Origin of the sequence: Nostoc sp. UHCC 0251, assembly GCF_034932245.1 — a bacterium.
GTDB lineage: Bacteria > Cyanobacteriota > Cyanobacteriia > Cyanobacteriales > Nostocaceae > Nostoc.
Map to the genome: position 1 here is coordinate 1 of NZ_JAYGHD010000046.1, position 26515 is coordinate 26515.

Below are 26515 nucleotides of genomic sequence, written 5' to 3' on the forward strand. Positions count from 1 at the left end.
TTCTGAGTCTGAATGGCAAGACTTGCACTTGCATCTGACCGAGAGTTCAGCCTTTAGTGACAGTAATCGGCTGTCGGGCTGGATTAGTTATGTACGGATTGACTACCGTGATTCACTAATCAACGAATCGCACTATTCTTCCCAAGCATCAGGAAAAATATAGCTAGCACCCTCCTGATAGAACCATCGCAACTCTTTTTGCCTCAGCATGAAGATACCACGGAGAATTAGCCCCGTGCAGTGAGAGGGATGGGTTTGACTATAAGCTAATGATAAAGTGCTACCCCAACTTCCACCAAAGACCGCCCATTTTTCTATCCCTAAATGTTGGCGCAGTTTTTCGATATCACTGACTAAATCCCAAGTTGTGTTTTCTCGTAATTCAGCATGGGGCGTACTTTGACCACAACCGCGCTGGTCAAACATCACCAACCGCCATTTTTCTGGGTGAAAATATTGCCGATAAAAAGGTGGACACCCACCACCAGGGCCTCCATGCAATAAAACAATGGGTTGACCTTGCGGATTCCCTGACTCTTCAAAATGAATGGTATGAAGATCGGAAACCTCCAAACTACCTTCTAAGTAAGGCTCGATCGCTGGGTAAAGTTCTCGCATTTTAAAAATTTATCATTTGTCTTCGCTAATTTAACCCTTGTTTTTGCCATAAGTAAGTCGTTGGCAATAAACCAAATTATATTAAGAAACGTAAATAGGCTTAAAACCTTGACCAATGACAAATGACAGCCCCAGTCAGTTAGCTTTAATTGCGCCGACTTACTTAAGGCAAAAAACTGAGCCAATAAAATCCTGTATGATTTTTGTGGGAGTAATTTATACTGTCCTGTCCGTCGGGATTCTAGAATCTTGCTTATGCTCAGGGATGCCACTACATATAAAATTATTGAGTCATATTTTTAATCGCTTCTAACTAATGTCGTCATCGAGTAATCGAGAAAAAGACCGATACAATCTAACTACCCCTGAAGTACTAGCCAATCCCTATCCTACCTACCGCCGTATTTTATTAGAAAATCCTGTTTACTGGAGTGATTTTTTTGGGGGCTGGTATCTGATGCGCTATAAAGACGTTGCAGCTGCTATGCAAGACAAACGGATTTCGGCCAAGCGTCCACCTGTTAGTAAATTACCAGAATTAGAGCAACAAAAAATACTTCCACTTCTTGAAACTCTATCAAAATGGATTCTGTTTTCCGACCCTCCAGAACACACGCGTCTGCGTACGCTGTTTAACAAGGCATTCACTCCTAGTATCATTGACAGCATGACAGAGCGAATTCAGACACTAGTAGACGAACTAATCGATGGTGTCTATGATCTGGGTCAGATAGATATTATTCATGATTTAGCTTACCCAATCCCCGCAATCGTCATCGCCCAAATGCTTGGCGCAAAGCCCTCAGACCGCGAACAGTTTAAGAAATGGTCTGATGATTTGGCAAGATTTTTTGGTATGTTCCGCATGAAGCCAGAAATTTTGACTAGTGCTCAACAAAGTATTATCGAAATGACCGAATACTTCCGCTGCATCCTTGAAGAACGTCGTCATACTCCCCAAGATGATCTCATCAGTCGCCTCATCTTTGCACAAGAAAAGGAAAATTCGCTTGATGACGACGAACTGTTATCAAATTGCGTTTTCTTAACTTTTGCGGGTCATGAAACTACTACTAACTTGATTGCTAACGGCTTACTTGCTTTACTCAAAAATCCTCATCAGATGCAAAAGTTAAAGGATGACCCCTCGCTAATCACAACTACTATAGAGGAGTTTTTGCGCTATGATAGCCCAGTACAACGGCAAGCCCGCATAGCAGTAACTGATCTCGAAATAGATGGCAAACAAATTAGCCAAGGACAAAGGCTGTTTCTGATGATTGGTGCTGCCAACCGTGACCCGGAGCAATTCTCAGACCCTGACAAATTAGACATTACACGCCCAGAAAACCCACACTTAGCATTTGGAAAAGGAACTCACTTTTGCCTTGGTGCAGCCCTGGGAAGGCTTGAAGCACAAATTGCCATCAATACCATTGTCCGCCGCTTTAATAATCTTCGGCTGGATACAGATCAGATTGAATGGCATGAAAACCCGTCCTTACGAGGTATGAAATCAATGCCTGTAGCTTTCAATCCCTAAAGTCATCTAATAATCAGCCGCATGCGTAAAACCCCGCTTTTAAGCATGGGTTCCTCCAGCAAAAACTGCCTTCCTCCTTCTGCCTCCTGAAGGAAAAGAGGCGGGAATCCCAGCCTTTCAAGGGGTGTCTGGGATAGCCGCCTTCTTCTACAGTCATTAGTATTAATGACTATTGCATAAACCTTTAGAAGGTGAAAGTTGTTCTCAGCGTACCGATAATCGCATCGTCGTTATCGCTGTTTTGACCAGGAGAAGTCAACCAGATAACACCAGGAGTTATTGAGATGTTATCTGAGACGCGATACTTGTAAAAACCTTCAAAGTGATAAGGTATATCATTACCAGTAAAACCTGGTCGGTTAAATGAATAGGGTTCTGCACCAGCAAAAATCCCTAAAACGTTACCCTGTTTACCGAAGTCAGGTAAGGCTACCCCAACTCCGTAACTCCAAGCTTCATAATCATCACCTATACCGAAGCCGGTGACATCGTGGTAAGAAACGAAGCCACTAATTGACAACTTGTCGCTGGGTCTGAAGGCTGCCGATACACCATAGGAATTACTGGAAGCTGCGTTTAGGGCGCTTAGGGTGTTAGCTTGACCAGTTCCTACGACGCGGTTGGTGCTACCTAAACCACCACCTAAGTCAAATAAATTACCGCCTCCAGCACCATGATAACCGTGAACGTAGGTAGCAGCCAAAGCCAAGCGATCGCCAACACTAAAGTTCAACTGCCCAAGAGCTGCATAGTTACCTTCAAGCAAACCTTGATTTACTCCAGGATTATTAGCATTTGATGCCAAATAACCGACAGTTAGTGAACTTGGTTTGAAAAAACTGCCACCGCTACCAAAGGGTAAAGTTAAGGCTGCACCAGCACCACCACCAATCCGATAGATGGGACTTTCAGAAGCAAAGGTAGACAAAGCACCATTACCACCATCAAAGTCTTCAAAGTAAGGGTTGTTAGTGGCAGCATAATCGCTATGAATACCTCCGGTGGCCGCAAAGTAAGCTTGGGCTGGGCCTATAGGTACGTAATATGCCAGCCAGTCTATAATGACACTGTTGTTACCAGTGCTGCCGAGTTGAAAAGTTTGTGTGCCTTCAGCAGTATCGATAGGAAGACCACCATTATCTACTTGACTAAAAGCTAGTGCATTACCGGCTGCAAGACGGGTGTGTAAAACGTCTTTACCCGTGAAACTGGTTTGCAAGTCTAAACGCACCCTATCTTGGAAGACAGTATTGTTAGCATCGCCAGTATCACCGCCAAACACATCAGTAACAGCAAAAATAGCTTCACCCACCAATTTTGTGGTAGTAGAAAACTGATTAGCTTCCAGTTCAGCAGTCCGTGCTTCTACAGCATCTACTCGACCACGCAGAGTTGCTAGTTCTGCTGAGAATTCTTCTTGTAAACGCTGGAGGGTCGCTAAATCCTGTTTTGTCACCAAATCAGAAGTTGCTGTCGCAATCAGTTCATTAACCCGATCTAAACAAGCATTTAAACCTGCGGCAAATTCATAACGGGTTAGTGCCCGGTTGCCACGGTAAGTGCTATTGGGGTATCCAGCAATACAACCGTAGCGTTCAACCAGGGATTGTAAAGCTTGGAATGCCCAGTCAGTCGGCTGTACATCAGAAAACTGAGAAACTGATGTGACTTGAGACAGTGAATTCTGGTTTTTGCCTTCACTGCTATAGCGGTTAACTTGTTCTAAAACCTTATTTTCATCAGTATTTGCCTGAGCAACCAATTGCTGATTGAATTTTAGTTGCTCTGTTTGAATGAATATTGAAGCTATTGGTGCTTCTGTCTGAGCAGATTTTGCCTCAGAAGAACTTGCTACTTCAGCAGCCATAGCTCTAGCAGAAACCAACACTGTCACTCCCAAAACTACTGGGCTTATTACCAGAGTTTTCCACAATAGATAAGACATTTTTTTATTTTCCTTTCCCAAAAAAGACCTGAAATCGCTGGCTTCAAGAAAAAGAGATCAAGCAGTTGTTGCACTTGTTGGAAATCTTATCAGATTGTAGTGACTTAATATATAGCGATCCGATTTGATTTCTGAAATTATTTGCGTAGGAAGGCAATAGGCAATAGGCAAGGGGAAAGAAGTCCTCTTAGTTGTACTGAGTTTTTTCAGAAATCAAATATTAGTCCTATATATAGGTAGTGAATCTGATTAAAGCAAAAATATTCTGTTTCATCTAGAGCTATCAGCAAATTATTTTTAAAGGAGCGAAACCTTAATAGATATTCTGAATGCTCCAATGCTTTGAAAATTCAAAGTAAACACCGGAAAAGCCAGCCTAAAATCAGCTTTTATAGATTGTCTCGTCAATCATGAGGATGTGGGGACAAGAAAAGTAATCAGATGGGGCTTGTGTCCCCACCTGATTACAAGCCACTAAATCGAGAGATGATCGTGGGGGCTTGAAACCCTTGGGCGTTACCGCCCGTGACTTACGGCAGCAGCAGACAATTCTCCTTGTCCCCTTGTCTCCCCCTCTCTTTGTCTTAGTAAAGTCAGGAGTCTCTGACAGGGAATGTCTAATGGAGGTAACAACCTATTTTGGTAGATGCCTACCACAATTGATTTGTGCAGCGCGTAAGTTTTATAATCATTGTCATAAGAATTATTATTGTTAAAAATAATTCGGAAGGCACATACTTGACCCTCAAGCTTAAGCTACATTTAATCTATTGTTAACCTGATGTAGCTATTGGGTAATGCGGTAAATGCCTAAAAATACTAGTAATCGTGAAAAATTAAATATTTTCGGTAAAATATCTTCTAATCTAATCTCTACACAACAAAGCAACCAAGTTAATCAGAGTGCAAGTAAAGCGATCGCACAGCCAACGAAGTCACAGCCCTCTGATGGCTTGCAAATAGTTCATGTCACTAACGGACGCGTGCGACTCCGTACCACTGACAGTAGTCTTAACTCGATATTAGACAGCATAGCCCAAGATTTACGCTCCCTAGAGGGCGTGAGGGAAGTTACTGTGAATCAGCAAACGGGCAGTTTGGTGGTTAATTTTGATGAAGATAAGCTGTCATTACCGGGAATTTTGGCGCTAAAAACCGATATTGAGATCCAACAGCCGCAAGCTTCGTCTGATTCACCTAGCAAGACTGATCCCTTTGCAGCTTGGAAATCGCCTTCATTTTGGAAAGAGCAGGGTATTTCCTTAATTCCGATGATGGCAGGTTTGGCGGTAACAGGAAGGTTGGGAATTCATGGCTGGGTATCGATTCCAGTTTATATGATTGTGGCGGATGCAACCCGTGGTGTAATTGGTTGTATTGGCTCTCAAGTTCCGACATTAGAAAAAAACGAAGGTAATAATACCAGTTCTGCGATATCGGAATTATCAAACGAGGAGCGCAAATCTACTATCCAACAAGAAAAGTCAACAAATAATCTTGAGAAGGCTAGTGAGGTAGCAGCACCTGCAAAGATTGACTACAGCGTAGTCCATGCAATTGGTAGACGTATTCGGTTGAATGTGCCAAAAATCTCCCAAGATCGAGGTTATGGGCGGCGGCTTGAGAGAATAATCAAAACCGATGCTGAAGTTACAAGTGTGCGTATAAATTTTGATGCGGCATCGATCGCGATCGCTTATAAGTCTCGTGAGATTCCATTATCTCATTGGGTGAGCCTGATGGAATTGGCATTGGAAACAAACCCACCAACGCTAGGGATAACAACGGCTAACCAACCCCTACAAGAAGTTAGTCAGACGACTGAAATTACAGACGCAACAACGCCAAATCATACTACTCCTATTAGTCAGACGGCTGAAATTATAGACACAACAACGCCAAATCATACTACTCCCGTTAGTCAGACGGCTGAAATTATAGACACAACAACAGCGAACCAAACAAGCTCAGAGTTATCCAGTCTGTGGAGTAACCTAAAATCGCCTGCGATGTCTTTCTCATTAGGTATTATGGCGAACTTACCCTTGGGAACTTAAATATACAGTTTCAAATTGCGGAATGCTGGAGGGGGATTATGGCTGGTTTAAATTTAGAAACGGCAGCAGATATAGACAAAAAACAAGAGCAAACAGTCACAGGCGAGAATAATTGCCCAGCAACGCCGCCTTCAAGCGTAGCATGTAGCATTATTTGTGCATTTCCCGGACAAGTGGCATTTTGCATACCTCAAATTAGAGAAGATGCAAAATATGTGCAACGTCTTCTCGCCTTGCTTGCCAAAGAGCCTTTGGTAATCAATCAGCAAGTCAATACTACGATGGTAGGGTCAATTGCCATTACCTATAAATCTGATGTAATGTCAGATGTTGACATGCGATCGCATTTGGCTAATTTGATTGAGTTGGCTGGTAATCCAGAAGTGATATCAGCATCTACAAACCAATTCAAACCACGTTCAACTGCGGTGACGACAAAAGACAGGCAAGATAGAAAGCCAAAAAGCCAAGTAGAGAAGCAGAAATCAGCAACATTCTCCTTATCCTCTGCGGATGTGTCAGTCTCTAAGACTAAAAGCAATTCGGTATCCTCGACTGATTCTGTAATTCAACAACCAAAAAAACCTGTAAAAGTAGCTTATAGCATTGCTCATGCAATTCCCGGAAGAGTGCGGTTTCGTGTGCCTCGAATTGCCTGCGATCCAAAATATGTCCAACGGTTAGAGACATTACTCAAATCAGATTCTACAGTTACAAGTGAGCGAGTTAATAGCGCTGCGAAATCAGTTGTCATTACCTATAAAACTGGAATGAAGCGAGATTCTCAGAAGCGAATGCAAAGCTTTTTGTCAACACCAATATCTCATCTAATCAATTTAATTGAATCTGCCAATGATCCCGCCACAGCGATAAGTTAGCTAACGAATCCAGCTAATGACAAATAACCAAATAATAGCTAATCAATCTCGTAGGATTGGTGGCTAATTTGCTCTCTTTATCTCAGTAAAGAGCCTGATTTTCATCGAAGTGTAAAAATTTTGGATTAAAGACAAGTAATGGCAAAAGTAGCACTGCAACTACCATCACCCCCAAAATCTCAATTCACTGTGTTGGAAGGGAATGGAAAAGTTTCTTTAATTGACACTAATGGACACTCTCAAGGAGAGTTGCCCAACGTTAACTACAGCGTTGTCCATACAACTCCAGGAAGAGTACGCTTTCGTTTACCTCGCTTACGCTGTGATGCAGATTATGCCAAGCGTCTGGAAGTATTGTTAACAGCAGATGCGCTGGTGAAGAATGTCCGTGTCAAGCCTGCGGCAATGTCGGTTGCAGTTACTTATAAATCTGATAAAGTTTCTGATGCGAAGATGCGATCGCACCTTCACGATTTGATTCAGGCTGCAAGTGTTGTAGTCGTTCTCAAAAATTCTACATCTTTATCGGAAACCGAGAAAGAAACATCTTGGCCAGGTTTACAACTCTCTGCCGTTGCGACTACTTTAGCAGTACTGGGGGGGCCGTTAGGATTATCGATCCCACCTTTGATAGTGGTGCTTCCCATCGCCATTGCCACACTACCAGTTATCCAACGAGCCTGGGAAGGTATTAGGGTAGAGCGAAAATTGAATATTGACTTTTTGGATTTGATGGCGATCGCTATTACTACCTTCCAAGGTCATTTTCTCACACCATCGCTGATGCTCAGTTTAATTGAAGTGGGGGAAAATATCCGCGATCGCACGGCTCGTTCTTCTGCTAAACAAACTCTAGATTTACTTAGTTCTCTAGGGCAATTTGTCTGGGTGGAACGCAATGGCGAAAAGCAACAAATTCCCATTCAAGATGTGCAACGTGGCGATACAGTGATTGTTTACCCTGGCGAACAAGTGCCGGTTGATGGTAGCATTTTGCGAGGTAAAGCCCTGCTAGATGAGCAGAAACTAACTGGCGAGGCGATGCCAGTCTTAAAGAAAAAAGGACAACCAGTTTTCGCTTCAACGTTGGTACGCGAAGGACGAATTTATATTGTTGCAGAATGGATAGGCAATGATACCCGCGCCGGACAGAGCATTAAGTTAATGCAAGAAGCGCCTGTCCACGATACGCGGATGGAGAATTATGCCACGAAATTTGCTCAAAAAGCTGTTGTGCCAACTTTGCTACTTGGTGGCGCAGTATTTGCCGCAACCCGCAACCCTTCACGAGCAGCCAGCGTTTTAACTCTAGACTTTGCTACAGGTATTCGAGTATCCGTCCCCACAACAGTTTTAGCAGCATTAACTTATGCTGCACGACGGGGGATTCTGATCCGTAGCGGACGGGCACTAGAACAACTAGCAGAAGTTGATACCATAGTTTTTGATAAAACCGGGACACTGACTAAGGGAGAAGTCGATGTTGTCAGCGTGGAAAGTCTCAATCCCGCAACATCAAGATTACGGGTGTTGGAATTGGCCGCCGCCGCCGAACAGCGTTTAACTCATCCAGTCGCAGAAGCAATTGTTCGCTATGCCGAAGCAGAGCAAGTGGAAATTTTGCCCCGTAGTAAGTGGGACTATCAACTTGGTTTGGGCGTAAAAGCTCAGATTGATGGAGAGACAGTTTACGTTGGGAGCGATCGCTTTTTGCGTTCTAGTGGCATTGATACCGAAGCCCTAAATGGTCATCAAAAATCTCCAAATTCAGCTATTTATGTAGCTAGTAACGGTCAACTTCAAGGTATTATTAAATATAGTGATCTTCTCCGTCCCGAAAGCCGGGAAGTCATTAGGGCACTTTCGACGGTCGAAGGTGTAGAAATTCACATGCTAACGGGGGATAATAAGCGAACTGCTACCGCTGTTGCTGCTGAACTTGGTATTTTGCCAACGCATACTCACGCAGAAGCTTTTCCAGAACAAAAGGCAACAGTTGTCCGCAAACTGCACGAGCAAGGTAAAACGGTTGCATTTGTAGGCGATGGAATCAACGATTCGCCAGCTTTAGCCTACGCCGATGTTTCCGTATCCTTTGCCAACGGTTCTGAGATAGCCCGCGAAACAGCAGATTTAGTGTTGATGCAGAATGACTTGCATAGTTTATTAGAAGCGATCGCGATCGCTCGTCAAGCCAAGCAACTGATTCGGCAAAACACAGGACTTGTTGCTGTTCCTAATTTAGCAGCATTAGCGATCGCTGTTCTCTTTGGTCTTAATCCCTTAGCCGCAACGGTAGTCAACAATGGCTCAACCGTAGTTGCTGGAGTCAACGGTTTGCGTCCAATTATCAAAAGCCGTCAACACAAAGCTCTACCATCGGCAAGATGATACAACTATGCCGACAAGAGTATCTTAAAAAGCTTTCCGAGATTTCTTAATTAAATAGGAGGAAATTGAATATGGCACCTAAAATTAGTGATTTTGTTGAAGATGCAGGCGCTCCCGGTATTATAGCCGGAATTGGTGCAGTACTCTTAGCACCTGTTTTATTGCCCATTGTCGCTGGAGTTGGTAAACCCTTAGTCAAATCAGTCATCAAAGGCGGAATTGGTCTTTATGAAAGAAGCAAAGGAACCATTGCAGAAATGGGCGAAACCTGGGAAGACATGGTAGCCGAAGCCAGAGCAGAACTTGCTGATGAAAAAGAAACCCCCGCATTTGAAGCTAGTGCTACCAATGGCGATAATGTCGCCGATAATGGTGCATAATTTCATCTGCCCATTAGCAAGTTAAATTGTTCCCCATAAGGGACTTCCAATTACCAAAACATCAAATTAGTAGGGCGCGTTATGTTGTTCTACCTAAGAGGATATTTTAAAAGTCCTCTTGTCGGTATCAAAGATTCTAGATCCCTCTAAATCCCCCTTTTTAAAGGAGACTTAGATTCCGGTTCCCCCCTTAAAAAGCGCGGACTTAGATTCCGGTTCCCCCCTTTTTAAGGGGGGTTAGGGGGGATCTTTATACAACTTGATACTTTACAAACATCCTCTAACACACCCTACAAAAATAGATCGTTTATTTTTTGGAAGTCCCTTAAATAACAAACCCACAACAAAGAACCCACAATCATACAAGTCAAAAAGGCGGTTGTATGTTGACTAATGGTCATAGCACTTACAATAAAATGCCGGAAATTATAGACAAAGCCAGCTTCAAAACACCACCAAAACCGATATCTACAAAAGTTGTAAGTTCGACTCCCGGAAGATTGCGGTTGAGAGTCGCTCATTCTCATCGTCAACCAGAAAAGATGCAACGTATCGCCAATACTTTGTCAGCAAACTCCCATATTAATCGAGTTAAGACAAATGTCCATCATGGCAGTATTGTTATCCATCATGATGGTAACGATGGCAGTCTAGAAAATGTGCTAGCAACACTTAAAGATTTAGGAATAATTTTTGCCAATGTTTCCGAGGGTAACACCGAGGCAGCAGCAGGGGTATCATCTGCGATCGTTGACTTAAACCAGCGCATAAAACAGTCAACAGATGGTGTTTTTGATCTGCGGATTCTTTTTCCTTTGGGATTAGCTAGTCTTTCACTGCGGCAATTACTTAATAAAGGGTTGCAGTTAGAAGTTATTCCTTGGTATGTTTTAGCATGGTATGCTTTTGATAGCTTTATTAAGTTGCATGGAACTAGCCAAGAAGAATCAACAAATGAGTGACTAAAAAGCTTAATTGATCTGCCAAATATTGATGGTTTTGTCAGAACTACCACTAGCAAGAAATTGACCATTAAAGCTAATAGCAATAGAGTTTACTGCCTCTGAGTGTTCTGTGATAGTTTGCAGTAACTCTCCTGTCCGCAAATGCCAAATTTTGATGGTTTTGTCTGCGCTACCGCTAAAGAGAATTTCTCCATCGGGACTAACAGCTAAGGATCTTACCTCTTCTAAATGTCCAGTCAAGGTGTGTAGTACTTTACCTGTAGCTAAATGCCAAATTTTGATAGTTTTGTCTGTGCTACCGCTAAAGAGAATTTCTCCATCAGGACTAATGATTACCGATTTCACCCCACCTAAATGTCCGTTGAGGGTGCGTAATGGATCGCCTGTGCGTGGATTCCACAGTCTAATCTTGTTATCGGAACTACCACTAGCAAGGATTGTACCATCGGGGCTGATAGCAGCGGCATTAACTGCAAATGAATGCCAAAGGGTACAAATGCGATCGCCTTTATGCAAATTCCAAATTTTGATTTTATTACTACCACTCGCAAGAATTTGTCCATCAGGACTGATTGCGATGCAGTTAACTGGTTTTTGATGTCCTAACAGAGTGTGGAGGAGTTTATCAGAATTGAGATTCCATACTTTGACATTACTTCTAGGGTGTTGGCAACTACCAACAGCGAGGTAATGCCCATCAGGACTAATCGCAACAGAGGAAATTTCGCCTAAATCTTCCGTGAGAGTACGGATAAGTTTGCCGCTTTTAAGATTCCATACTTTGATGGTTTTATCTGCACAGCCGCTAACTAAACTCTCAGAATCAGGACTAATGATGACAGATGTGACTTTTTCTGAATGTCCAGTTAAGGTGTGGCTGAGAACGATATGTTGTAGTGTAACTTGGTGTTTGAGGTTGGCGACGCAATTCAAAATTTCCTCAACATCAGCAAGACTCTGACTATCACCGACTGCAACAAAATATTCTCTTAACTTTTTTACATATTCTTCATCTTTGACGCTGACGGCTGATTGCATTGCCTGAAGCGGGTTAGTAGAATCCTGTAGTGATATTTGACGTAGTTGTAACCATGTATTCACAGAATAATTAAGCTGTTCATTTGCCCAAGAGCGTAGTTTACCACCGTAGGCATCACTTAAATGAGATAAACTCTGAGCTAATTGCAAAGCCAATTCTGGAATCCAGTAACAACGCTCATTTTCCAAAGCTTGGTAAACTTGCTTGTAAGCAGAGGCAATAACCTCTATTGATTGTAAATCAAAAGTATCTGATAGCAAACTTGGCAGCAACTCTGGTAGTAGCGGAGCTACACCATGATCAATCAGGTGGTAAACATCTGCTACCCAACCAGCAACCAAACAATGATAAGTAATCAAAACCTGGCAAAGGTTTTCAAAGTCTTGACGGTTGACTTGATATTGTAAAGATAACTTACTAATATCAATCCCTTTTTCTTTCCATTTTTCTACCTTTTCTAAAATTGCCAAATTAGCTATATTTTCTTTTCCAATGTGATTAATTTCCTCTAAATTTTCCCCCAATGCCACCAGTTCATCTCTAATTTTTTTCCATTCTAACGCCCGTCTTTTAGCAGACTCTTCCAAAATCTCTCGATAAGGTAAACGAGCAATTGTTTTATAATAATAATTACTTTGCCCCAAACCCCAGTAGGCAATCCGAAAATTTAAATAATCTCCATCATTTTCTGACTCTAAAATCAAAATTGGCTCTGTTTTCAACATTCCAAACAGAGCCTTAATACTTGATTCACTGTGAAAACGCTTACTATCCCAAGCTCCTGCTAACAACTCCGTTGGCCTAACTTGACTGTGTAGAGAGTAATGCTTGTTAAGAAAATCTCGTAATCCTTCAGCCAACATTAACTCAATTTGGGAAATGTTTTCATCTCTTTTATCGTCAAATTGGTCAAAATATACTTGAGGAGGAGCGATAAAAATTTTCAGTGGAGTGCGTTCATAATTGGTAGAATCTAAAATTTGTGAAGGATATAATCTTAAGGGCCAGCTATCAAGAATTTTATTGACTTCTGGTAACTTAAGCGCCGTTTCTCGCTCTTGCGCGGCTATGCTTAATCGCGTCTGGTGATTGTTGGCTACTGATTGCTGTTGTAAAATTCTTTCTTGTTCAAAGTCTTCAATATAACTGCTTTTTTTATTTGAAGTATTTAAAGCTTTGAGTAATTGGGGAATTGCTTCAATCGGTTCATATTTACTCAGAGCTAAACTTTCTTGACTTCTCTTTTGCACTAGCTCTGCAACAACAGGTGCAAACTCTAGTACCAGTTGAATTAGTAACCTTAACCCTTGCTGCATAAACACATACCTAAAAACTAAATAAAATAAATAAGCAAGGCTTGCATGAAATCAGGGCAATACTCCGATCCAGTAAATTTTATACTCTTGATATTACTACTTAAGAGTATAGTAACTCAATCTAGTGCATTAAAGTGCTTATATGTCAATAAGTCTGCGTAGCGAAATACTTGGAAATAAAATTGATAATCATATAAGAAGGGAGGAGAGAGCATTTATTAGCAAGGCAGTCCCGATGAAACCAGTTTCACCGCAAAGCATGAAAAACAAACTGGGTACTAGTATTTTTACTCAGCACTGCCTCAACGTCTCGCTACCGCTAACACCACTCAGCACTTTCAAAGTCAGAGGGTAAGAGGGAGTAAGCATTTAAGCACAAAGCCAAATATCGGATTTAGTGGCTTTAAAGACGATGCTGAATCCCCGAATATATTGCTTAATGCTCTTTGCCTTGTAGCTTCCTCAAAGTTCTTCCTCTTAATGATTCCATTATTATTAACGAACCACAGTCTTAAAGAAACTTATTCAACCTAATAGCGTCAACAGCTAGATTCACTACTGAGATAGATTTTTTTTACTCACAAAAATAGGTATGACTAAAGTAAAGCCAAGGCAGTTCAATAAAACGCTCTCTTAAATCATCAATACATAAGTTTATAAGCTTGGTTGAATTTTTTGTTTTTTTGAAACTAAAAAATAGTACTATGACTTCTATAAAACGGTCTAATTATGACAAAAGACTACCAAAAAGGGCAGCTAAAAGCGTAGCTAAAAAAACAGCGCCATCCCAAAAGATATTTTATAGCATTGTCCATACAATTCCTGGACGCATTCGTTTTCGTATTCCTCTGCTAGCCAGAGATACTGAGTATACTGATAAACTCAAATTAGCGATAGAATCCGATCCTAGAGTTACAAATGTCCGTGCTAATCAAAAAGCTGCATCCATCGTTATCAATTATAAAACAGGTGTAATTTCAGATAATCAAATGCGTGAGCATCTAGTCCACCTGATTCAAACTGCCCAAGATATGGTTATGCCAAAAGAGGTAATGGCAAAATCAATCGTGGGGACTATTTTTGATGCTCTAATAAATCTAATTGATGATACACGCAAGCTCAACCAAGCACGTAATGTTATTGTATATCGAAGAGTTAGGACAGACGTTTGGGAACGAATACTTTCTACCTCAAGAAGCATAATTAAGAGGCTAAAATCTGCCACCATGTTTATCTTGCCTAACAAACGATGGCGATTGCGCGGCAATGGCAAGATCAACTCCCAGCCTTTGAAACTGAAATCTGCCAGCGAACCTGATCTGGTGTAGTTACTAATACAGTAACTATTAAAATTATTCCTGGTTAAGAGTAAGTAGCCCTGAAAGAACTGGGATTTTCCATAAGTCGTGAAAATCTCTCTTCTCTAGCCTTCAGTCCAAACATTTAATTATCAATAACAAATGGGTAATCCTCACTTTCATAAACTTCCTAATAAAAACCATTGGGTTCAAGCAATACATACTGCTGTCAAAGGAAGAGCTAGATATAAAGTAAATGGACTTTATCATTCAGAAGCTCTCAAAAGATATCTTGAATCGAGATTATTAGAGGAAGAAATAATCTTGCAAGCTAGTGCTAATAGTTACACAGGGAATGTTCTTGTCATTTTCCATCCAGATAAAAGTTCAAACGCGATTGCTCTCCTCATTCAAGAAATTGTCTTAGATTATCGCGGAAAAAGCAGTAAAACACTTGCTTCTGCCGCAGTCATTGAAGACAGTAACTTGCATTCCTTTGGCATTAAAGAAAATATTGGTTTCGTTGGGGATAATAACCGAAGCATATTTAATTCAGACGTACTGTCTCAAATATCTGTGCAGCGACAATTAAACCAAACAAGCAGTAAACTTATTCCGGTATTGGGAACTATTGGCGCTCTTGTATGTGGCACTGGACTGTTGTACGCATATAATCTTGACGAAGCGATTTTGCTCTTGATCCAGAAGTTGCATACACCACTGCGCGATCGCATCATGGTTAGTATCACTTTTCTTGGCGATCCACTAGTAATGCTGATATCTTCTTTGGGGCTAGCGATTAGTCCGTTATATTCTAATCGTCGTTCGCAAGCAACTATGTTGGGCATCGCTGGAGTCGGTGCAATCTTGTTAAATTGTTTGATGAAACTATTATTTGGTAGAGCGCGTCCAGCACTGTGGAACCATATTATTAAAGTGGGTCAACACAGTTTTCCCAGTGGTCATGCAATGGTTTCAATAGTGATTTACGGTTTTACCAGCTATATTCTGGCAAAGCAATTTCCTGAATGGCGCTTTCAGATTTATGCCTTGGCTGTTGTCTTAATTGCTGCGATCGGTTTCAGTCGGCTTTATCTTGGAGTACATTGGCTAACTGATGTGACAGCTGGCTACGGGGCAGGTTTATTGTGGTTGATTGCCTGTATTATTAGCTTGGAATTGCAGCAGAAATATCGTTCATCACTGGCAGCAGGCTGATCGATAGATAGCTAAATAACCCAGAGTACCAGGATAAAACTAACAGCTATACTAGCTTTGCGTGCAAAACTTATTATAATTTATCCGGTACAAACATTACAAAAAATAGATAGATGAAAAGCCCTAGTATTACCAGTCCTAACAGCCCCAATCCCCAAGATTGACTGCGAGAAAGTTGTTCACCAGTAGCTGCATAAACCAGAGGTGCAACTACTAGGTTGAAACACATTGCTAGGAATAAATACAGTGGCAGCTTTTGCCTACTCCATTGACAACAGATTCCAATTATTTTCTCTAATACTTGGGATGCAGCGATAGTGCCTCGGATATGAGAGAATTTCATAGTAAATTAAGACAAAGCCTATTACCTGCCTCCACAAACAATTTCACAACTCATAACTGATTTTGGCGACAAATTCCAAATGCAGAAGTGTAGGCATGTAAGAAAGTTCTGCCACCAACAGGGCCGATTTCACCACCACAGAAAAAACCGCCTACAGGAATATCGCTGACGTAGCGCCGAAATAGTTCAGAATCGAAATTGGGTTTACCATACAGTCCTTCACCTCGCCCCAGACAGGCAAACATTAAGGCAGCTACAGCAGAGGGTTCAGATTCTCGTTGGGTTTGATAACTTTGGAGGAGTAATTCTAGGTCTTCAGCAGAGGCTTGGGCATCGCGGAGGTGGAATTGCAGCCTTTGACCAGGACGGACACGATCGCCAATTGCGATCGCCCCAGCTGTTGGATCTACTCCAAGAATACCGCGAATTAAAAAGTCTCCCTGTTGCAAAGCCAGCTTAAATTCATCCATTGCCACACCAACAAACAGGGAGTGCTGTGCTAAAGTCCGTTCGTGTTCGCTGAGACTGGCAATCAAATCTCGCAACACCACTAAAGGCACTTGCTCATCTAATTCTAAGATGATGTTGCGATCGGCTTTTGTAACTTGCAATGGTTTGCCAATCGGTCGGCATCCTTGGGCTACAATCGTTTCCAAAACAATATTGCCAGTCAAAGCTATGCCGATAGTACCCTCACGATATAGGCTTTGGTGTTCCTCGCCCTCAGTCTCATTACAAAATAGGGCAACACGACCACCCATACCTCCACCACTAGCCTGTCCCCCCACTATCACCGATCCTGGATAAGCAAAATCTAACCCTTGCAACAAATCGTTGATTCCAGACGCGAAGGAACTAGACAGCAAGATGAACTGGGGTGTCGGTGATGCTGGCACACCGATCAAATCAACCCAAGCATCTGGAGAACTATCTAAGTCAGGTAATTCTTCAGCAACAACATGAAAAACTTTAATATCCACCCCTGGAAGATGTGCTAAAGTCAAGCTGATAGCTGGTTCAGCTTCCAGTTCTTCGGTTTCTCCGCCAACTGTCGTCCCAATGACACCGCCACCACTACAGCCAATTAGCACTGGTACAGAAAGTTTCTCAGCTAACAAGGGTAATAGTCGGGAATACTCACTCGTAAAAGCAGACGAAATGAATACCAGTCCTAGATCCGCAGGTGCTGTTAACGATGAGACAGCTCGTTCCACCACATCTGTAACGGCGGCTTCTAAAGAATGACGGGTTGATAGGGCGTTTGCCCACTGCATTTGGTCTGCCATGAGTTTTGAGCTTCTTTCTCTTTTTGGGCTAGTAGGTTTTGATTTTTTATTTTGGGAAGAATTGCATCCTACATAAATTAGTGCCAGCCTTTTGTCTCCTCCATCCCAAGAAGCTGGGGTTGTCATTCTCTAATAGATGCATCTAAATATATTGTATGATTGTTTATCTATGGTACTAATTCCACAAAATCTTAAAAAATAAAGATGAATGCATTGTAGATGCGGCAGTTTACTGTATTGGTTATAAATCAACAGGCTAAAGTACTAACTTATTAGCTCAATGGTTAGAATGGTTAGTAATCAAGCTAAAATTTGCCATTTCTGAAGTTTTTCTATACTAGTATTGACAACACACAACGAGACTAAAGCAATGACCAACATCCAAGAAACAGCAAAGAGCGATATCCAAGAGAAAATTCAAGAAGAAGTAGAACAAGCACGTACTGTCTGTGACATTAACGGTAGCGGCTCACCAGAGTGTGCAGCTGCTTGGGATGCAGTAGAAGAATTGCAAGCTGAAGCTTCCCACAAACGCCAAAGCAAGCCAAAAAACTCTCTAGAACAGTATTGTGATGACAACCCAGATGCAATTGAATGCCGGGTTTACGACGACTAGAAATTTACACAAGTGAATTTTTTATTCCTTTGGTCAGCAAGCAACCAGGATTTACTTACTGAAATTTCGCACTTTCACCTCACTCCTACCTAAAATCGTACTCTCCCTCTTTCATCATTTTCTCCAATGGGCAAAAAAATGGTGAAATATTTGGAGTTATGGATGTATGAGGGTTAAACTTTGAGAGTTTTATCTTAAAAAGCAACCTTTACCCCCAAAAAAATTGGGGTTTTGTCCGGGAGTATCAAGTATATAGCCTCTGGGTAGGTTTTTAACAGACTCCCTGATGCTAATGCAGGTAAGTGCAAAATCTAAGTTGGAGGTCTTTGAGTTGCTTGTTTTTTTGCCAAATAGAGAGATTGAGGAAAGTAAATTAAACAATTTAAAATGTAATATATTTTCCCAAAATCTTTGCAACAAATGAATTGGCTATAGGCGCGTACATTTGTCATTGGTGTCAACTTACAGCAGATTGCGCTCTAATCGAATACATGTAGAGACGTAGCACTGCTACGTCTCTACAAGGTTTTGGGTTTTATATATGTACTTCATTTACCTGAAATCTGCTGTAAGCTAAAAGCTTTGTCAAATCTCGTTCCCAGTCTCCGACTGGGAACGAGACAATGAGACAATATGTAAAAGCTGGTTCTAGGCTGGCTTTCACGTTAAGTTGACACCAATGTACATTTGTATGCCCCTACAAACGTGTTTATAGTATAAATTGCGTGAAATGCTATAACTTGTGGAGCCACTTGCTTGCACAAAGAAGTTAGAGCGCAGTCTTGAAGCTAGACATTAAGCTTTGTGCTGTGATTAAACTGTTATGTAATATAGATAGACTACTAGCTAGCTAATAGCTTACAGGTTTGTCAGTTATAGATACTTGCTCTTAGTTGAAAATGTTTTATTTATCGTTTGAGAAAAACTATGGACTATAACGTTTGGTTTCGCCCTTTCGTCTGGATTGATTACCGATTGGCAGTGTTATTCCTGGTAATTATTCCGCTAATTCTTCTGATTTGGGCATTTGTGCAAAAAGCGGAAGCCATACAACGCTTATTGACTATATACTGGCGAGTATCAAGCTTGGTAGCAATCACGATTTACTTAATGATTGCCCAGTATCCAGTTAGCTTTATCTCTGGATTGATAGCTCAGATTTTGATCCCGATTTCGCTGTGGTTCTGGGTAGATATCAACGATGAAATTGAGTATCAAACCAGTGGCTCTTTGAAATTGATTTTTACCTCTTGGCGCTGGGCTACAACTGTTTATTGTTTTTTGGGTACACTAGCTTTTATCCCTTTTTTGGGTTGTGCTTTTTCTGCCAATACGATCAAAACTCCCTATTGTCGTGTTTGGTTTGAAGCTCCATTGCTATTTAAAGAATATTTTCATGCTAATAGCAAGGCTGAGTTCTTAGGTTTTCTTGGCATAACTTGTTTAGTAATTTATGTGCTTTACTTAAGCTATTTTGTTCTGATTAAGCTGGGCAAGCAGGGACGTTCAGCTACACCACAGTAATCGCCGCTGCACCAGCCTACCTCTACTCTGAAAAAAATGAATTCCATTGGTAAGCGACTGGAACAATACACCGCTAAACGCCCCCAAGAAGTTCTACTTGTAACGGTGGAAATTGCTGATGAGCAAGATACAATTGCTGTTTTCAAAGGCTTTTCTAGTTCTTTGATGCGCCCCACGGCATTTGATGCAGATGTACCAGTTCTACCAGATGGGGCAAACATCCTTAATATTGACCGAGTAGCCAGTCCTTATAATCCTGAAGCGCCTCGTTATATTCAACAAGGACTCTCCTGGGAAGCTATGGAAGCTCTCTTATCAGAAGTAGGAGTCTAACTAATTCGTAGACAAATAATTGGTTAATGTAGAAAAAACGAGCGCGGAGGGATTTGAACCCCCGACCCACAGAACCGGAATCTGTTGCTCTATCCACTGAGCCACGCGCCCTTAGTCTTCCCTATTATAGCACGTCTATGATAAAATTTGCAGCTTAGAAAAACTTGGTTTCTGGGTTAAAGATAATTACCTGGATCTACGGGTGTACCATTTCGGCGCACTTCAAAGTGGAGGTGGGGCCCAGTTGATAAGCCTGTAGAACCAACAGCAGCGATCGCTTGTCCGCGTTCAACTGCTTGCCCGTCAGAAACATACAACTCACTGGTATGTCCATACAGTGTAGTAATACCATTGCCGTGGTTGATAATTACAGCTCTGCCATAACCACCATACCATCCAGCAAAAATCACTGTTCCCGAATCGGCTGCTCGAATTGTACTACCATAACCAGCGGCAAAATCTAACCCGGCGTGAAAGCGACGATAGCCGAGAACGGGGTGCATCCGCCAGCCGAAGGGACTGCTAGTAGAAGCATCGCTAGGATATGCCATTACACCAGTTCCCCGAACGATGACACTGGTACGGCTGTTGGTTTTTGTTTGCGCTTCTTCTGCTACCTTTTGTTGAATCAAGACTTCCAGATTTTTGGATTCTCTCTCTAGCTGGTTTTGTGCTGCTTCCAAGGCGAGGCGATCGCTATTCAGGCGTTGAATTAATTCTGATTGTGACTGCGCCTGAGTTTGGTAATCGGCTTTCTGTGCCAGTAGTTGCTCACGAATCAAAGCAATTTCGTTTTTTTGCTGTTCTACATCCGTTTTTTGTTGATTTATCAGGCTTGCTTGTTGGTTGAGTTTTAGCAAAATTTGTTCGTCTGCCTGATACACTAACTTCAACTGATGACGACGGCTGATAAAATCGCTGATATTTTGACTTTGGAGCAAAACTGCCCATCCAACAGATGCAGGCGATCGCTGGAGATAACGCAATCGTGCTACTGTTGCTATTTGCCGCTCCTCATAAGAACGTTCCGCTACAGTCAAATCAGTTTCCAACTGCTGGAGGCGTTGGGTGGCGAGTTGTAATCGTGATTCGCTCTCTTCGATATAGTTATCTGTAGTTTGCAGATTTTGCTTTAAACCAGTGAGATGTTTTTGCGCCTCTTTTTGGAGATTTGTTAAGCGATCGCGATCGTTAACCACACTCTGACGCTGCTGATTCATTTTCTGCTGCTGTTGTCGTAAGGTATCAATAGACCCTGTGGAGTTTGCCTGTACTGGGATTAAAGCCAAACAAACCCATAAAATACAGCAAAATGCAAGGCATAAACCGCAAAAAACCTGTTTTATTTCTAGAAATCGCGCTCTCATAGTGTGCAGCCTAACCAAAACGATGCTTTCAAACACTATGAGGATTATTCCCAAAATCCGATTAATTCATCCACTTCAACGATATGTGTTAAGTTAGTCTGTTAGTTTGTCCATAACATTGACTCCAGCTATGTCAGCATTGAGCAGTTAACGTAGACAAAGCAATTCTTCCAATTATCTTAGTTTTCAATAGTTGACGGGATTTTCCGGCTTATAGAGATGTTGCAATGCAATGTCTCTACAAACGTTATTATTAGGCTTTGAATTTCCCCTAGTTGATAAAATAGCTAATTCATGGAATAGGACAATTAGAATTTTTGTCAATACTAATTTAGATATAAACTACACTCTTTTGAGGTAGTACTTAAGTGTGCTGTTATTTTGGCATAAACATGAAATATTGATAATAAAACTATCGGACGAACTCAGCTTTATATAGCGCTTCTCGAATGGAAGCAATACATTTTGACCTCTCTCCTTTTAGGAGAGAGGCTTTGATACTCACTCCCCTTCCCTGCGTTCGCGCAGCGTCTCGAAGAGAGGGAAGGGGCTGGGGTTAGGTCTCTATTTCACACAATTGATAACCGCTATATAAGTAACTTTGGGCATTAACCTAAGTTCCCTTATCAATAAAATTTGAGACATACTTCCCTAATCAAATCAAGCAAGGATATATTGCAATATGTTAGTTTTTTTGATCCCAATCAAAAGCTCTAAAGTAGCAACATCATGGACAGAATTATCCAAGTTGTTTGAAAGATGTCTCCGATCAGTCTGCAATCAAACTTCCTCAGAATTTCAGGTTATTGTAGTCTGTCATGAAAGGCCGGAAATTAGTTTTTATCATCCCCAAGTCCATTATATCGAAGTTGATTTTCCTATTCCAGACTCAACCTTACCTGAAAAAATGAAAGATAAAAGGAAGAAACTTGCTGTTGGATTATTAGCTGCTCGAGAACTACAGCCAACACATATAATGCCTGTAGATGCTGATGATTGCATTAGCAAACGATTAGCAAGGTATGTTGCTGAAAGTCCACAAAGTAATGGTTGGTATATAGATATTGGCTATGAATATCAAGAAGGAAGCAACAAAATTATGCTTCGCAAAGAAACCTTTTATAAATTGTGTGGAACGTGCAATATCATCAATTACCGCTTGTTTAGTTTGCCTGATAAAGTACTACGCGATGAACCCTTGACTGGGTTTGACCATTTTTTAGAGGGACATCCACGTGCTAAGGGAGATTTAGCAGCGCGAGGAACACCTATTGAGCCATTACCTTTTCCAGGTGCTATTTATGTTAGAGATCAAATAGGTGAGAGTACTTGTATGCAAGAACCACTAGTTGCTGCATTCAAGCGTAATCCTAAACAAGCTTTGCGAGGTATAAAGAAAACTCTTCTCGCTCCCTTTATCCAACGGAAACTTACAGATGAAATTCGTGCTGAATTTAACCTATATCCTTTAGATAATTACAGCCAATTAGAAAAAAAATATATATAGAATTTATTTATTCGTGAATTGGGTAGAACGAAACCAAACCCAACATCAAGCCTCAATGTTTGTAGAACACCAAAGATAATTGTGTGAAATCTGCTAAAGTTTCAGTTACCTTAAAACACATAACTCAGCACTGGCTCAACTCCCCCTAAGTAACAGGACTCAGGACTGATGCAGAACAGGCAAGAAAAAATTTCGCAAGTGGTAGTGACTGCTAGGCAGATGCGCGATATTGAAGATCGGATCTTTGCAGCGGGAATGCCTGTAGTAGCTTTAATGGAAAAGGTGGCGGAATTAATTGCCCGTCGTATTCAAGAGATCCCTCCAGTCTTGCTTAAAAAGGTTTGCTCCGTTCCTTCAAACACTCCCTTTTTAAGGGGATCACCGCAAGTGGGGGGATCTCGTGTCGGAATTCTTGTTGGCCCTGGTCATAATGGTGGTGATGCTTTAGTAGTAGCCCGTGAATTACACTTTCGCGGATATGAAGTTTGGATTTATTCTCCTTTCTCTAAGCTCAAAGAATTAACTTTGCAGCACTTGCAGTATGCTCAGAGTTTGGGCATTCCAATTTATCAAACAACTGAGCAATTGCCAGATTCTGATTTGTTGATTGATGGCTTATTTGGGTTTGGTTTACAAAGGAACCTTACTGATCCCATTACCTCTGCAATTAATCAGCTAAATGAATTGTCTGTACCGATTTATAGTATCGATTTACCTTCAGGTTTACACACCGACACTGGCGTTGTATTAGGAACTGCCATTCGCGCTACTCATACTTTTTGCTTGGGTTTATGGAAACTAGCTTTTTTCCAAGATCAGGCGCTGGAATATATTGGCAAAGCTGAGTTAATAGATTTTGATATTCCTTTAGCTGATGTAGAAGCTGTTCTAAAAGATGCACCCAGGATTAAACGTATTACACCAGCAACGGCACTTGCTACTCTACCCCTACCCCGTCCAGCAGTTACTCACAAATATAAGGAAGGACATTTACTGCTGATTTGCGGTTCGCGGCGCTATGCAGGTGGAGCAATTTTAACTGGTTTGGGTGCTAGGGCTAGTGGTGTGGGTATGCTTTCCATTGCAGTACCCGAATCGCTGAAATCTATTTTGGTGTCACACTTGCCAGAAGCGTTAATTGTCGGTTGTCCAGAGACGGAAACCGGAGCCATCGCTCAATTGCAATTACCAGAAAAAACCGATCTGAGTTCCTTTAATGCGATCGCTTGTGGCCCCGGTTTAACACGAGATGCCACTCCTATTGTGCAAGAAGTCATAGAAAGCGATCGCCCTCTAATTCTCGATGCCGATGGTTTAAATATATTGGCACAAATGGGAGCGATCGCCACATTAAAAAAACGCCAAGCAGTAACCGTACTCACACCCCACACTGGCGAATTTGAGCGATTGTTTCCTGATGTCCCCGATGCCAAACATGACAGGGTAAAAGCAGTACAAGAAGCTGCCGCGCAAAGTGGTGCAGTAGTGTTGTTGAAAGGGGCAAGAACTGCGATCGCCAACCCTCAAGGCGCTGTTTGGATTGTTCCTGAAAGCACACCCGCCTTAGCGCGTGGCGGTAGCGGCGACGTGTTAACTGGGCTATTGGGTGGATTGCTAACACAAGCAGCAACTAAACAGATTCCCATAGAAGATATTGTGGCAACTGCCGCTTGGTGGCATTCGCAAGCAGGTATAATAGCCGCCCAAGAGCGTACCGAATTGGGTGTAGATGCATTTACATTGACACAATATTTGATGAAAGCCCTAACTTAGTCAATTCCCTCGTTCCCAGTCTCCGACTGGGAATGCCATCTTAGAGGCTCCGCCTCTAATTTAAATATAAATCATGGGACGCAGCCGCTACCACGTATTAGGAACCCAGCCACACTTCCTCACCTGCACAGTTATAAATTGGATACCACTATTCGGCAAAGTTGAATTTACACAAATTATTTTAGATTCCCTAAATTTTCTGCAACGTCAGCAGCGTTTAACCTTGTATGGTTACGTAATTATGGAAAACCATCTCCATGTAATCGCCTCTGCCGCCAGTTTATCTAAAGAAATAGGAAATTTTAAATCGTTCACGGCTCGCTGTATTATTGACTTACTTGAGAAAAATAATTCTAACTACATACTTAATCAGCTTGAGCTTTATAAATTAAAACATAAGACAAAACAAGAATATCAGCTTTGGCAAGAAGGTTTTCATCCGCAGGCAATTCTAGATGAGGAAATGTTTAGACAAAAGTTAGATTATATTCACAACAATCCAGTCAGGCGTGGTTATGTGGATGATCCCGCGCATTGGAGGTATTCTAGTTGCCGCAATTACATGGGGCAAATAGGTTTATTACAGGTAGAGTTGATTGATGTGTCAGAGAAGGCGGAGCCTTGAGGATGGCATTCCCAGTCGGAGACTGGGAACGAGGAATGAGGAATGAGGAATTGGGATCAGGGATTGACTAAATACCAACGCTGTAGCGCCAACCGTTGAATTTCGTGCCAGGGAATATTATGTTTTCGGGCTAAGTCTGCACAATCTTCATATTCTGGCTGCACATTTGCAATAACTTTTTTTGATGATTGTCCCTTCCATGCTATCTTGACACGCACTTTGCCATATTCGGTTTCCACTTGTTGAATTTCCCGTTGTAAAATGGCGCGTTGCTGAGTTGTTCGCCGAATACCCAAAGTTGTAGTTTCGCGGAATATAACCGCTTCACAACTGAGTAAATTTTCTGGATGACAAATCACAGTCAGCAAAATCCCCGGACGGGACTTTTTCATACCGATCGCCTGAGTAAAAACATCCAGCGCACCAGCCGCAAACAACGCCTCAAACGCATAGCCAATCGCTTGTGGATTTAAATCATCAATTTGGGTTTCTAGTACCGAGATGGTTTCCAAATTTGAGCTAGTATCTTCAGAATCACTGAAATTTGACTGTAAACTTGTGCTTTCACCCAACCAGAGGCGTAAAATATTGGGAATGGGTAAATTTATGGTTCCCGCTCCCAATCCTATCTGCTTGATAGCGATCGCAGGTGGTGAACCAAAGTCTCTTGCCAAAGTAGTGGCGATCGCGGCTCCTGTTGGTGTCACCAGTTCTCTATCAATGCCATTGCTATAAACTGGACAACCCCGCATTTCCCACAGCTTTAATACGGCTGGTACTGGTACTGCCATCTGACCATGTGCAGCCCGAACAGTGCCGCCACCAGTCGGGAACGCCGAGCAATAAAGTAAGGGCAATCCTTCCTCATTACTCTCAATCCCCAACCAATCCAACCCCAGGCAAGTACCCACAATATCTACGATCGCATCTATAGCACCCACCTCATGAAAATGAACTTTTTCAGGGGAAATCCCATGCACTGCCCCTTCTGCTATTGCTAACTGTCGGAATACTGCCAAACTCCAAGCTTCTGCCCGTGATGGCAACCCCGCTTTGAGAATCATCCGCTCTATTTCTGGTAAGTGGCGTGTGCGATCGTGACTGTGTTCGTGGTCGTGGTGGTGATGATGATCGTGTACTAAATCCACATGGACTTTAATCGCCTGCTGACCATTCCGTTGGACAAATTCCGCCCTTAACTGATATTCCTGTTCAATACCCAACCCATTAAGTTTTTCAATTAAATACTCCACAGGAACACCCAAACTTACCAAAGCTCCGAGGCACATATCACCAGAAATTCCTGTCGGACATTGAAGATAAGCAATTTTATTCATAATAAATTAGTCATTAGTCTTTAGTCATTAGTTATTAGTCATTAGTCATTAGTCATTGGGCATTGGTTATTAATATTTTCTCCTCTGCTCCCCCTGCCTCCCCTGCTCCCCCTGCTCCCTGCCCCCACTCCCCACTCCCTGTCTCTTATACACATC

Annotated in this window: 20 protein-coding genes, 1 tRNA gene and 1 pseudogene; 14 read left to right on the forward strand and 8 right to left on the reverse strand. The window is 41.9% G+C overall.

All coding sequences use genetic code 11. The features are described from left to right. Window positions 1-135: 135 nt before the first annotated feature. Window positions 136-618: pseudogene (locus VB740_RS08430) on the reverse strand (alpha/beta fold hydrolase); the annotation flags it as partial. A 316-nt stretch (window positions 619-934) separates the two neighbouring features. Between VB740_RS08430 and VB740_RS08435 the strand changes: the two are divergent. Beyond that, on the forward strand, window positions 935-2161 hold the full coding sequence (locus VB740_RS08435) for a cytochrome P450 (RefSeq protein WP_323199589.1): 1227 nt from the start codon (window positions 935-937) through the stop codon (window positions 2159-2161). A 184-nt stretch (window positions 2162-2345) separates the two neighbouring features. On the opposite strand, the gene VB740_RS08440 is transcribed toward VB740_RS08435, so the two are convergent. Then, entirely contained in the window at window positions 2346-4106 is a 1761-nt protein-coding gene (locus VB740_RS08440) for an iron uptake porin (protein WP_323199590.1), read from the reverse strand. An 806-nt stretch (window positions 4107-4912) separates the two neighbouring features. Here VB740_RS08440 and VB740_RS08445 point away from each other — a divergent pair. The 5 genes from VB740_RS08445 (at window position 4913) to VB740_RS08465 (ending at window position 10774) form a co-directional block, all read left to right on the forward strand. Continuing rightward, the gene (locus VB740_RS08445) at window positions 4913-6163 is read left to right on the forward strand and encodes an HMA2 domain-containing protein (protein ID WP_323199591.1); all 1251 of its coding nucleotides are present in this window, start codon (window positions 4913-4915) and stop codon (window positions 6161-6163) included. A 38-nt stretch (window positions 6164-6201) separates the two neighbouring features. Then, a complete protein-coding gene (locus tag VB740_RS08450; RefSeq protein ID WP_323199592.1) occupies window positions 6202-7041 on the forward strand; it encodes a hypothetical protein in 840 nt (279 codons plus the stop codon). Window positions 7042-7179: 138 nt separating this feature from the next. After that, complete coding sequence (locus VB740_RS08455) at window positions 7180-9432, forward strand: heavy metal translocating P-type ATPase (protein ID WP_323199593.1); 2253 nt, start codon at window positions 7180-7182, stop codon at window positions 9430-9432. 71 nt (window positions 9433-9503) lie between these two features. Next, window positions 9504-9812, forward strand: a complete 309-nt coding sequence (locus VB740_RS08460; RefSeq protein WP_323199594.1) for a DUF5132 domain-containing protein — start codon at window positions 9504-9506, stop codon at window positions 9810-9812. Between the two features lie 383 nt (window positions 9813-10195). Then, on the forward strand, window positions 10196-10774 hold the full coding sequence (locus VB740_RS08465) for an HMA2 domain-containing protein (protein ID WP_323199595.1): 579 nt from the start codon (window positions 10196-10198) through the stop codon (window positions 10772-10774). A gap of 9 nt (window positions 10775-10783) precedes the next feature. Here the strand turns inward: VB740_RS08465 and VB740_RS08470 are convergent, their stop codons facing one another. After that, window positions 10784-13132, reverse strand: a complete 2349-nt coding sequence (locus VB740_RS08470; RefSeq protein ID WP_323199596.1) for a WD40 repeat domain-containing protein — start codon at window positions 13130-13132, stop codon at window positions 10784-10786. Between the two features lie 704 nt (window positions 13133-13836). Here VB740_RS08470 and VB740_RS08475 point away from each other — a divergent pair. Both VB740_RS08475 and VB740_RS08480 read left to right on the forward strand, forming a co-directional pair. Continuing rightward, a complete protein-coding gene (locus VB740_RS08475) occupies window positions 13837-14460 on the forward strand; it encodes an HMA2 domain-containing protein (RefSeq protein WP_323199597.1) in 624 nt (207 codons plus the stop codon). A gap of 132 nt (window positions 14461-14592) precedes the next feature. Beyond that, the gene (locus tag VB740_RS08480; RefSeq protein ID WP_323199598.1) at window positions 14593-15648 is read left to right on the forward strand and encodes a phosphatase PAP2 family protein; all 1056 of its coding nucleotides are present in this window, start codon (window positions 14593-14595) and stop codon (window positions 15646-15648) included. Between the two features lie 73 nt (window positions 15649-15721). Here VB740_RS08480 and VB740_RS08485 read toward each other — a convergent pair whose 3' ends face one another. Both VB740_RS08485 and VB740_RS08490 read right to left on the reverse strand, forming a co-directional pair. Next, complete coding sequence (locus VB740_RS08485; protein ID WP_323199599.1) at window positions 15722-15991, reverse strand: potassium-transporting ATPase subunit F; 270 nt, start codon at window positions 15989-15991, stop codon at window positions 15722-15724. A gap of 50 nt (window positions 15992-16041) precedes the next feature. Then, complete coding sequence (locus VB740_RS08490) at window positions 16042-17277, reverse strand: FIST signal transduction protein (protein WP_323199607.1); 1236 nt, start codon at window positions 17275-17277, stop codon at window positions 16042-16044. Between the two features lie 370 nt (window positions 17278-17647). Between VB740_RS08490 and VB740_RS08495 the strand changes: the two genes are divergently transcribed. The 3 genes from VB740_RS08495 (at window position 17648) to VB740_RS08505 (ending at window position 19750) form a co-directional block, all read left to right on the forward strand. Continuing rightward, on the forward strand, window positions 17648-17893 hold the full coding sequence (locus VB740_RS08495; RefSeq protein ID WP_196508612.1) for a Calvin cycle protein CP12: 246 nt from the start codon (window positions 17648-17650) through the stop codon (window positions 17891-17893). A 927-nt stretch (window positions 17894-18820) separates the two neighbouring features. Then, complete coding sequence (locus VB740_RS08500) at window positions 18821-19417, forward strand: DUF3177 family protein (RefSeq protein ID WP_323199600.1); 597 nt, start codon at window positions 18821-18823, stop codon at window positions 19415-19417. Window positions 19418-19453: 36 nt separating this feature from the next. Further along, on the forward strand, window positions 19454-19750 hold the full coding sequence (locus VB740_RS08505) for a hypothetical protein (protein ID WP_323199601.1): 297 nt from the start codon (window positions 19454-19456) through the stop codon (window positions 19748-19750). A 38-nt stretch (window positions 19751-19788) separates the two neighbouring features. On the opposite strand, the gene VB740_RS08510 is transcribed toward VB740_RS08505, so the two are convergent. Then, window positions 19789-19861, reverse strand: a tRNA-Arg gene (locus VB740_RS08510). 65 nt (window positions 19862-19926) lie between these two features. Further along, window positions 19927-21117 (reverse strand): murein hydrolase activator EnvC family protein, encoded by a 1191-nt coding sequence (locus VB740_RS08515; RefSeq protein ID WP_323199602.1) that lies wholly within the window; start codon window positions 21115-21117, stop codon window positions 19927-19929. 682 nt (window positions 21118-21799) lie between these two features. Here VB740_RS08515 and VB740_RS08520 point away from each other — a divergent pair. From VB740_RS08520 to VB740_RS08530, 3 genes are all read left to right on the forward strand, one after another. Then, window positions 21800-22624, forward strand: coding sequence for a glycosyltransferase family A protein (locus tag VB740_RS08520; RefSeq protein WP_323199603.1), 825 nt, complete (start codon window positions 21800-21802; stop codon window positions 22622-22624). Between the two features lie 168 nt (window positions 22625-22792). Continuing rightward, complete coding sequence (locus VB740_RS08525; protein WP_323199604.1) at window positions 22793-24397, forward strand: NAD(P)H-hydrate dehydratase; 1605 nt, start codon at window positions 22793-22795, stop codon at window positions 24395-24397. Between the two features lie 73 nt (window positions 24398-24470). Next, complete coding sequence (locus VB740_RS08530; protein ID WP_323199605.1) at window positions 24471-25022, forward strand: REP-associated tyrosine transposase; 552 nt, start codon at window positions 24471-24473, stop codon at window positions 25020-25022. Between the two features lie 56 nt (window positions 25023-25078). Here VB740_RS08530 and larC read toward each other — a convergent pair whose 3' ends face one another. Continuing rightward, the gene (gene larC, locus VB740_RS08535) at window positions 25079-26359 is read right to left on the reverse strand and encodes a nickel pincer cofactor biosynthesis protein LarC (RefSeq protein ID WP_323199606.1); all 1281 of its coding nucleotides are present in this window, start codon (window positions 26357-26359) and stop codon (window positions 25079-25081) included. Window positions 26360-26515 lie beyond the last annotated feature (156 nt).

Bases quoted from the DNA above. Each gene is read 5' to 3' on its own strand.
- VB740_RS08435 (WP_323199589.1), top strand. From the start codon at position 935: ATGTCGTCATCGAGTAATCGAGAAAAAGACCGATACAATCTAACTACC.
- VB740_RS08440 (WP_323199590.1), bottom strand. From the start codon at position 4,106: ATGTCTTATCTATTGTGGAAAACTCTGGTAATAAGCCCAGTAGTTTTG.
- VB740_RS08445 (WP_323199591.1), top strand. From the start codon at position 4,913: ATGCCTAAAAATACTAGTAATCGTGAAAAATTAAATATTTTCGGTAAA.
- VB740_RS08450 (WP_323199592.1), top strand. From the start codon at position 6,202: ATGGCTGGTTTAAATTTAGAAACGGCAGCAGATATAGACAAAAAACAA.
- VB740_RS08455 (WP_323199593.1), top strand. From the start codon at position 7,180: ATGGCAAAAGTAGCACTGCAACTACCATCACCCCCAAAATCTCAATTC.
- VB740_RS08460 (WP_323199594.1), top strand. From the start codon at position 9,504: ATGGCACCTAAAATTAGTGATTTTGTTGAAGATGCAGGCGCTCCCGGT.
- VB740_RS08465 (WP_323199595.1), top strand. From the start codon at position 10,196: ATGTTGACTAATGGTCATAGCACTTACAATAAAATGCCGGAAATTATA.
- VB740_RS08470 (WP_323199596.1), bottom strand. From the start codon at position 13,132: ATGCAGCAAGGGTTAAGGTTACTAATTCAACTGGTACTAGAGTTTGCA.
- VB740_RS08475 (WP_323199597.1), top strand. From the start codon at position 13,837: ATGACTTCTATAAAACGGTCTAATTATGACAAAAGACTACCAAAAAGG.
- VB740_RS08480 (WP_323199598.1), top strand. From the start codon at position 14,593: ATGGGTAATCCTCACTTTCATAAACTTCCTAATAAAAACCATTGGGTT.
- VB740_RS08485 (WP_323199599.1), bottom strand. From the start codon at position 15,991: ATGAAATTCTCTCATATCCGAGGCACTATCGCTGCATCCCAAGTATTA.
- VB740_RS08490 (WP_323199607.1), bottom strand. From the start codon at position 17,277: ATGGCAGACCAAATGCAGTGGGCAAACGCCCTATCAACCCGTCATTCT.
- VB740_RS08495 (WP_196508612.1), top strand. From the start codon at position 17,648: ATGACCAACATCCAAGAAACAGCAAAGAGCGATATCCAAGAGAAAATT.
- VB740_RS08500 (WP_323199600.1), top strand. From the start codon at position 18,821: ATGGACTATAACGTTTGGTTTCGCCCTTTCGTCTGGATTGATTACCGA.
- VB740_RS08505 (WP_323199601.1), top strand. From the start codon at position 19,454: ATGAATTCCATTGGTAAGCGACTGGAACAATACACCGCTAAACGCCCC.
- VB740_RS08515 (WP_323199602.1), bottom strand. From the start codon at position 21,117: ATGAGAGCGCGATTTCTAGAAATAAAACAGGTTTTTTGCGGTTTATGC.
- VB740_RS08520 (WP_323199603.1), top strand. From the start codon at position 21,800: ATGTTAGTTTTTTTGATCCCAATCAAAAGCTCTAAAGTAGCAACATCA.
- VB740_RS08525 (WP_323199604.1), top strand. From the start codon at position 22,793: ATGCAGAACAGGCAAGAAAAAATTTCGCAAGTGGTAGTGACTGCTAGG.
- VB740_RS08530 (WP_323199605.1), top strand. From the start codon at position 24,471: ATGGGACGCAGCCGCTACCACGTATTAGGAACCCAGCCACACTTCCTC.
- larC (WP_323199606.1), bottom strand. From the start codon at position 26,359: ATGAATAAAATTGCTTATCTTCAATGTCCGACAGGAATTTCTGGTGAT.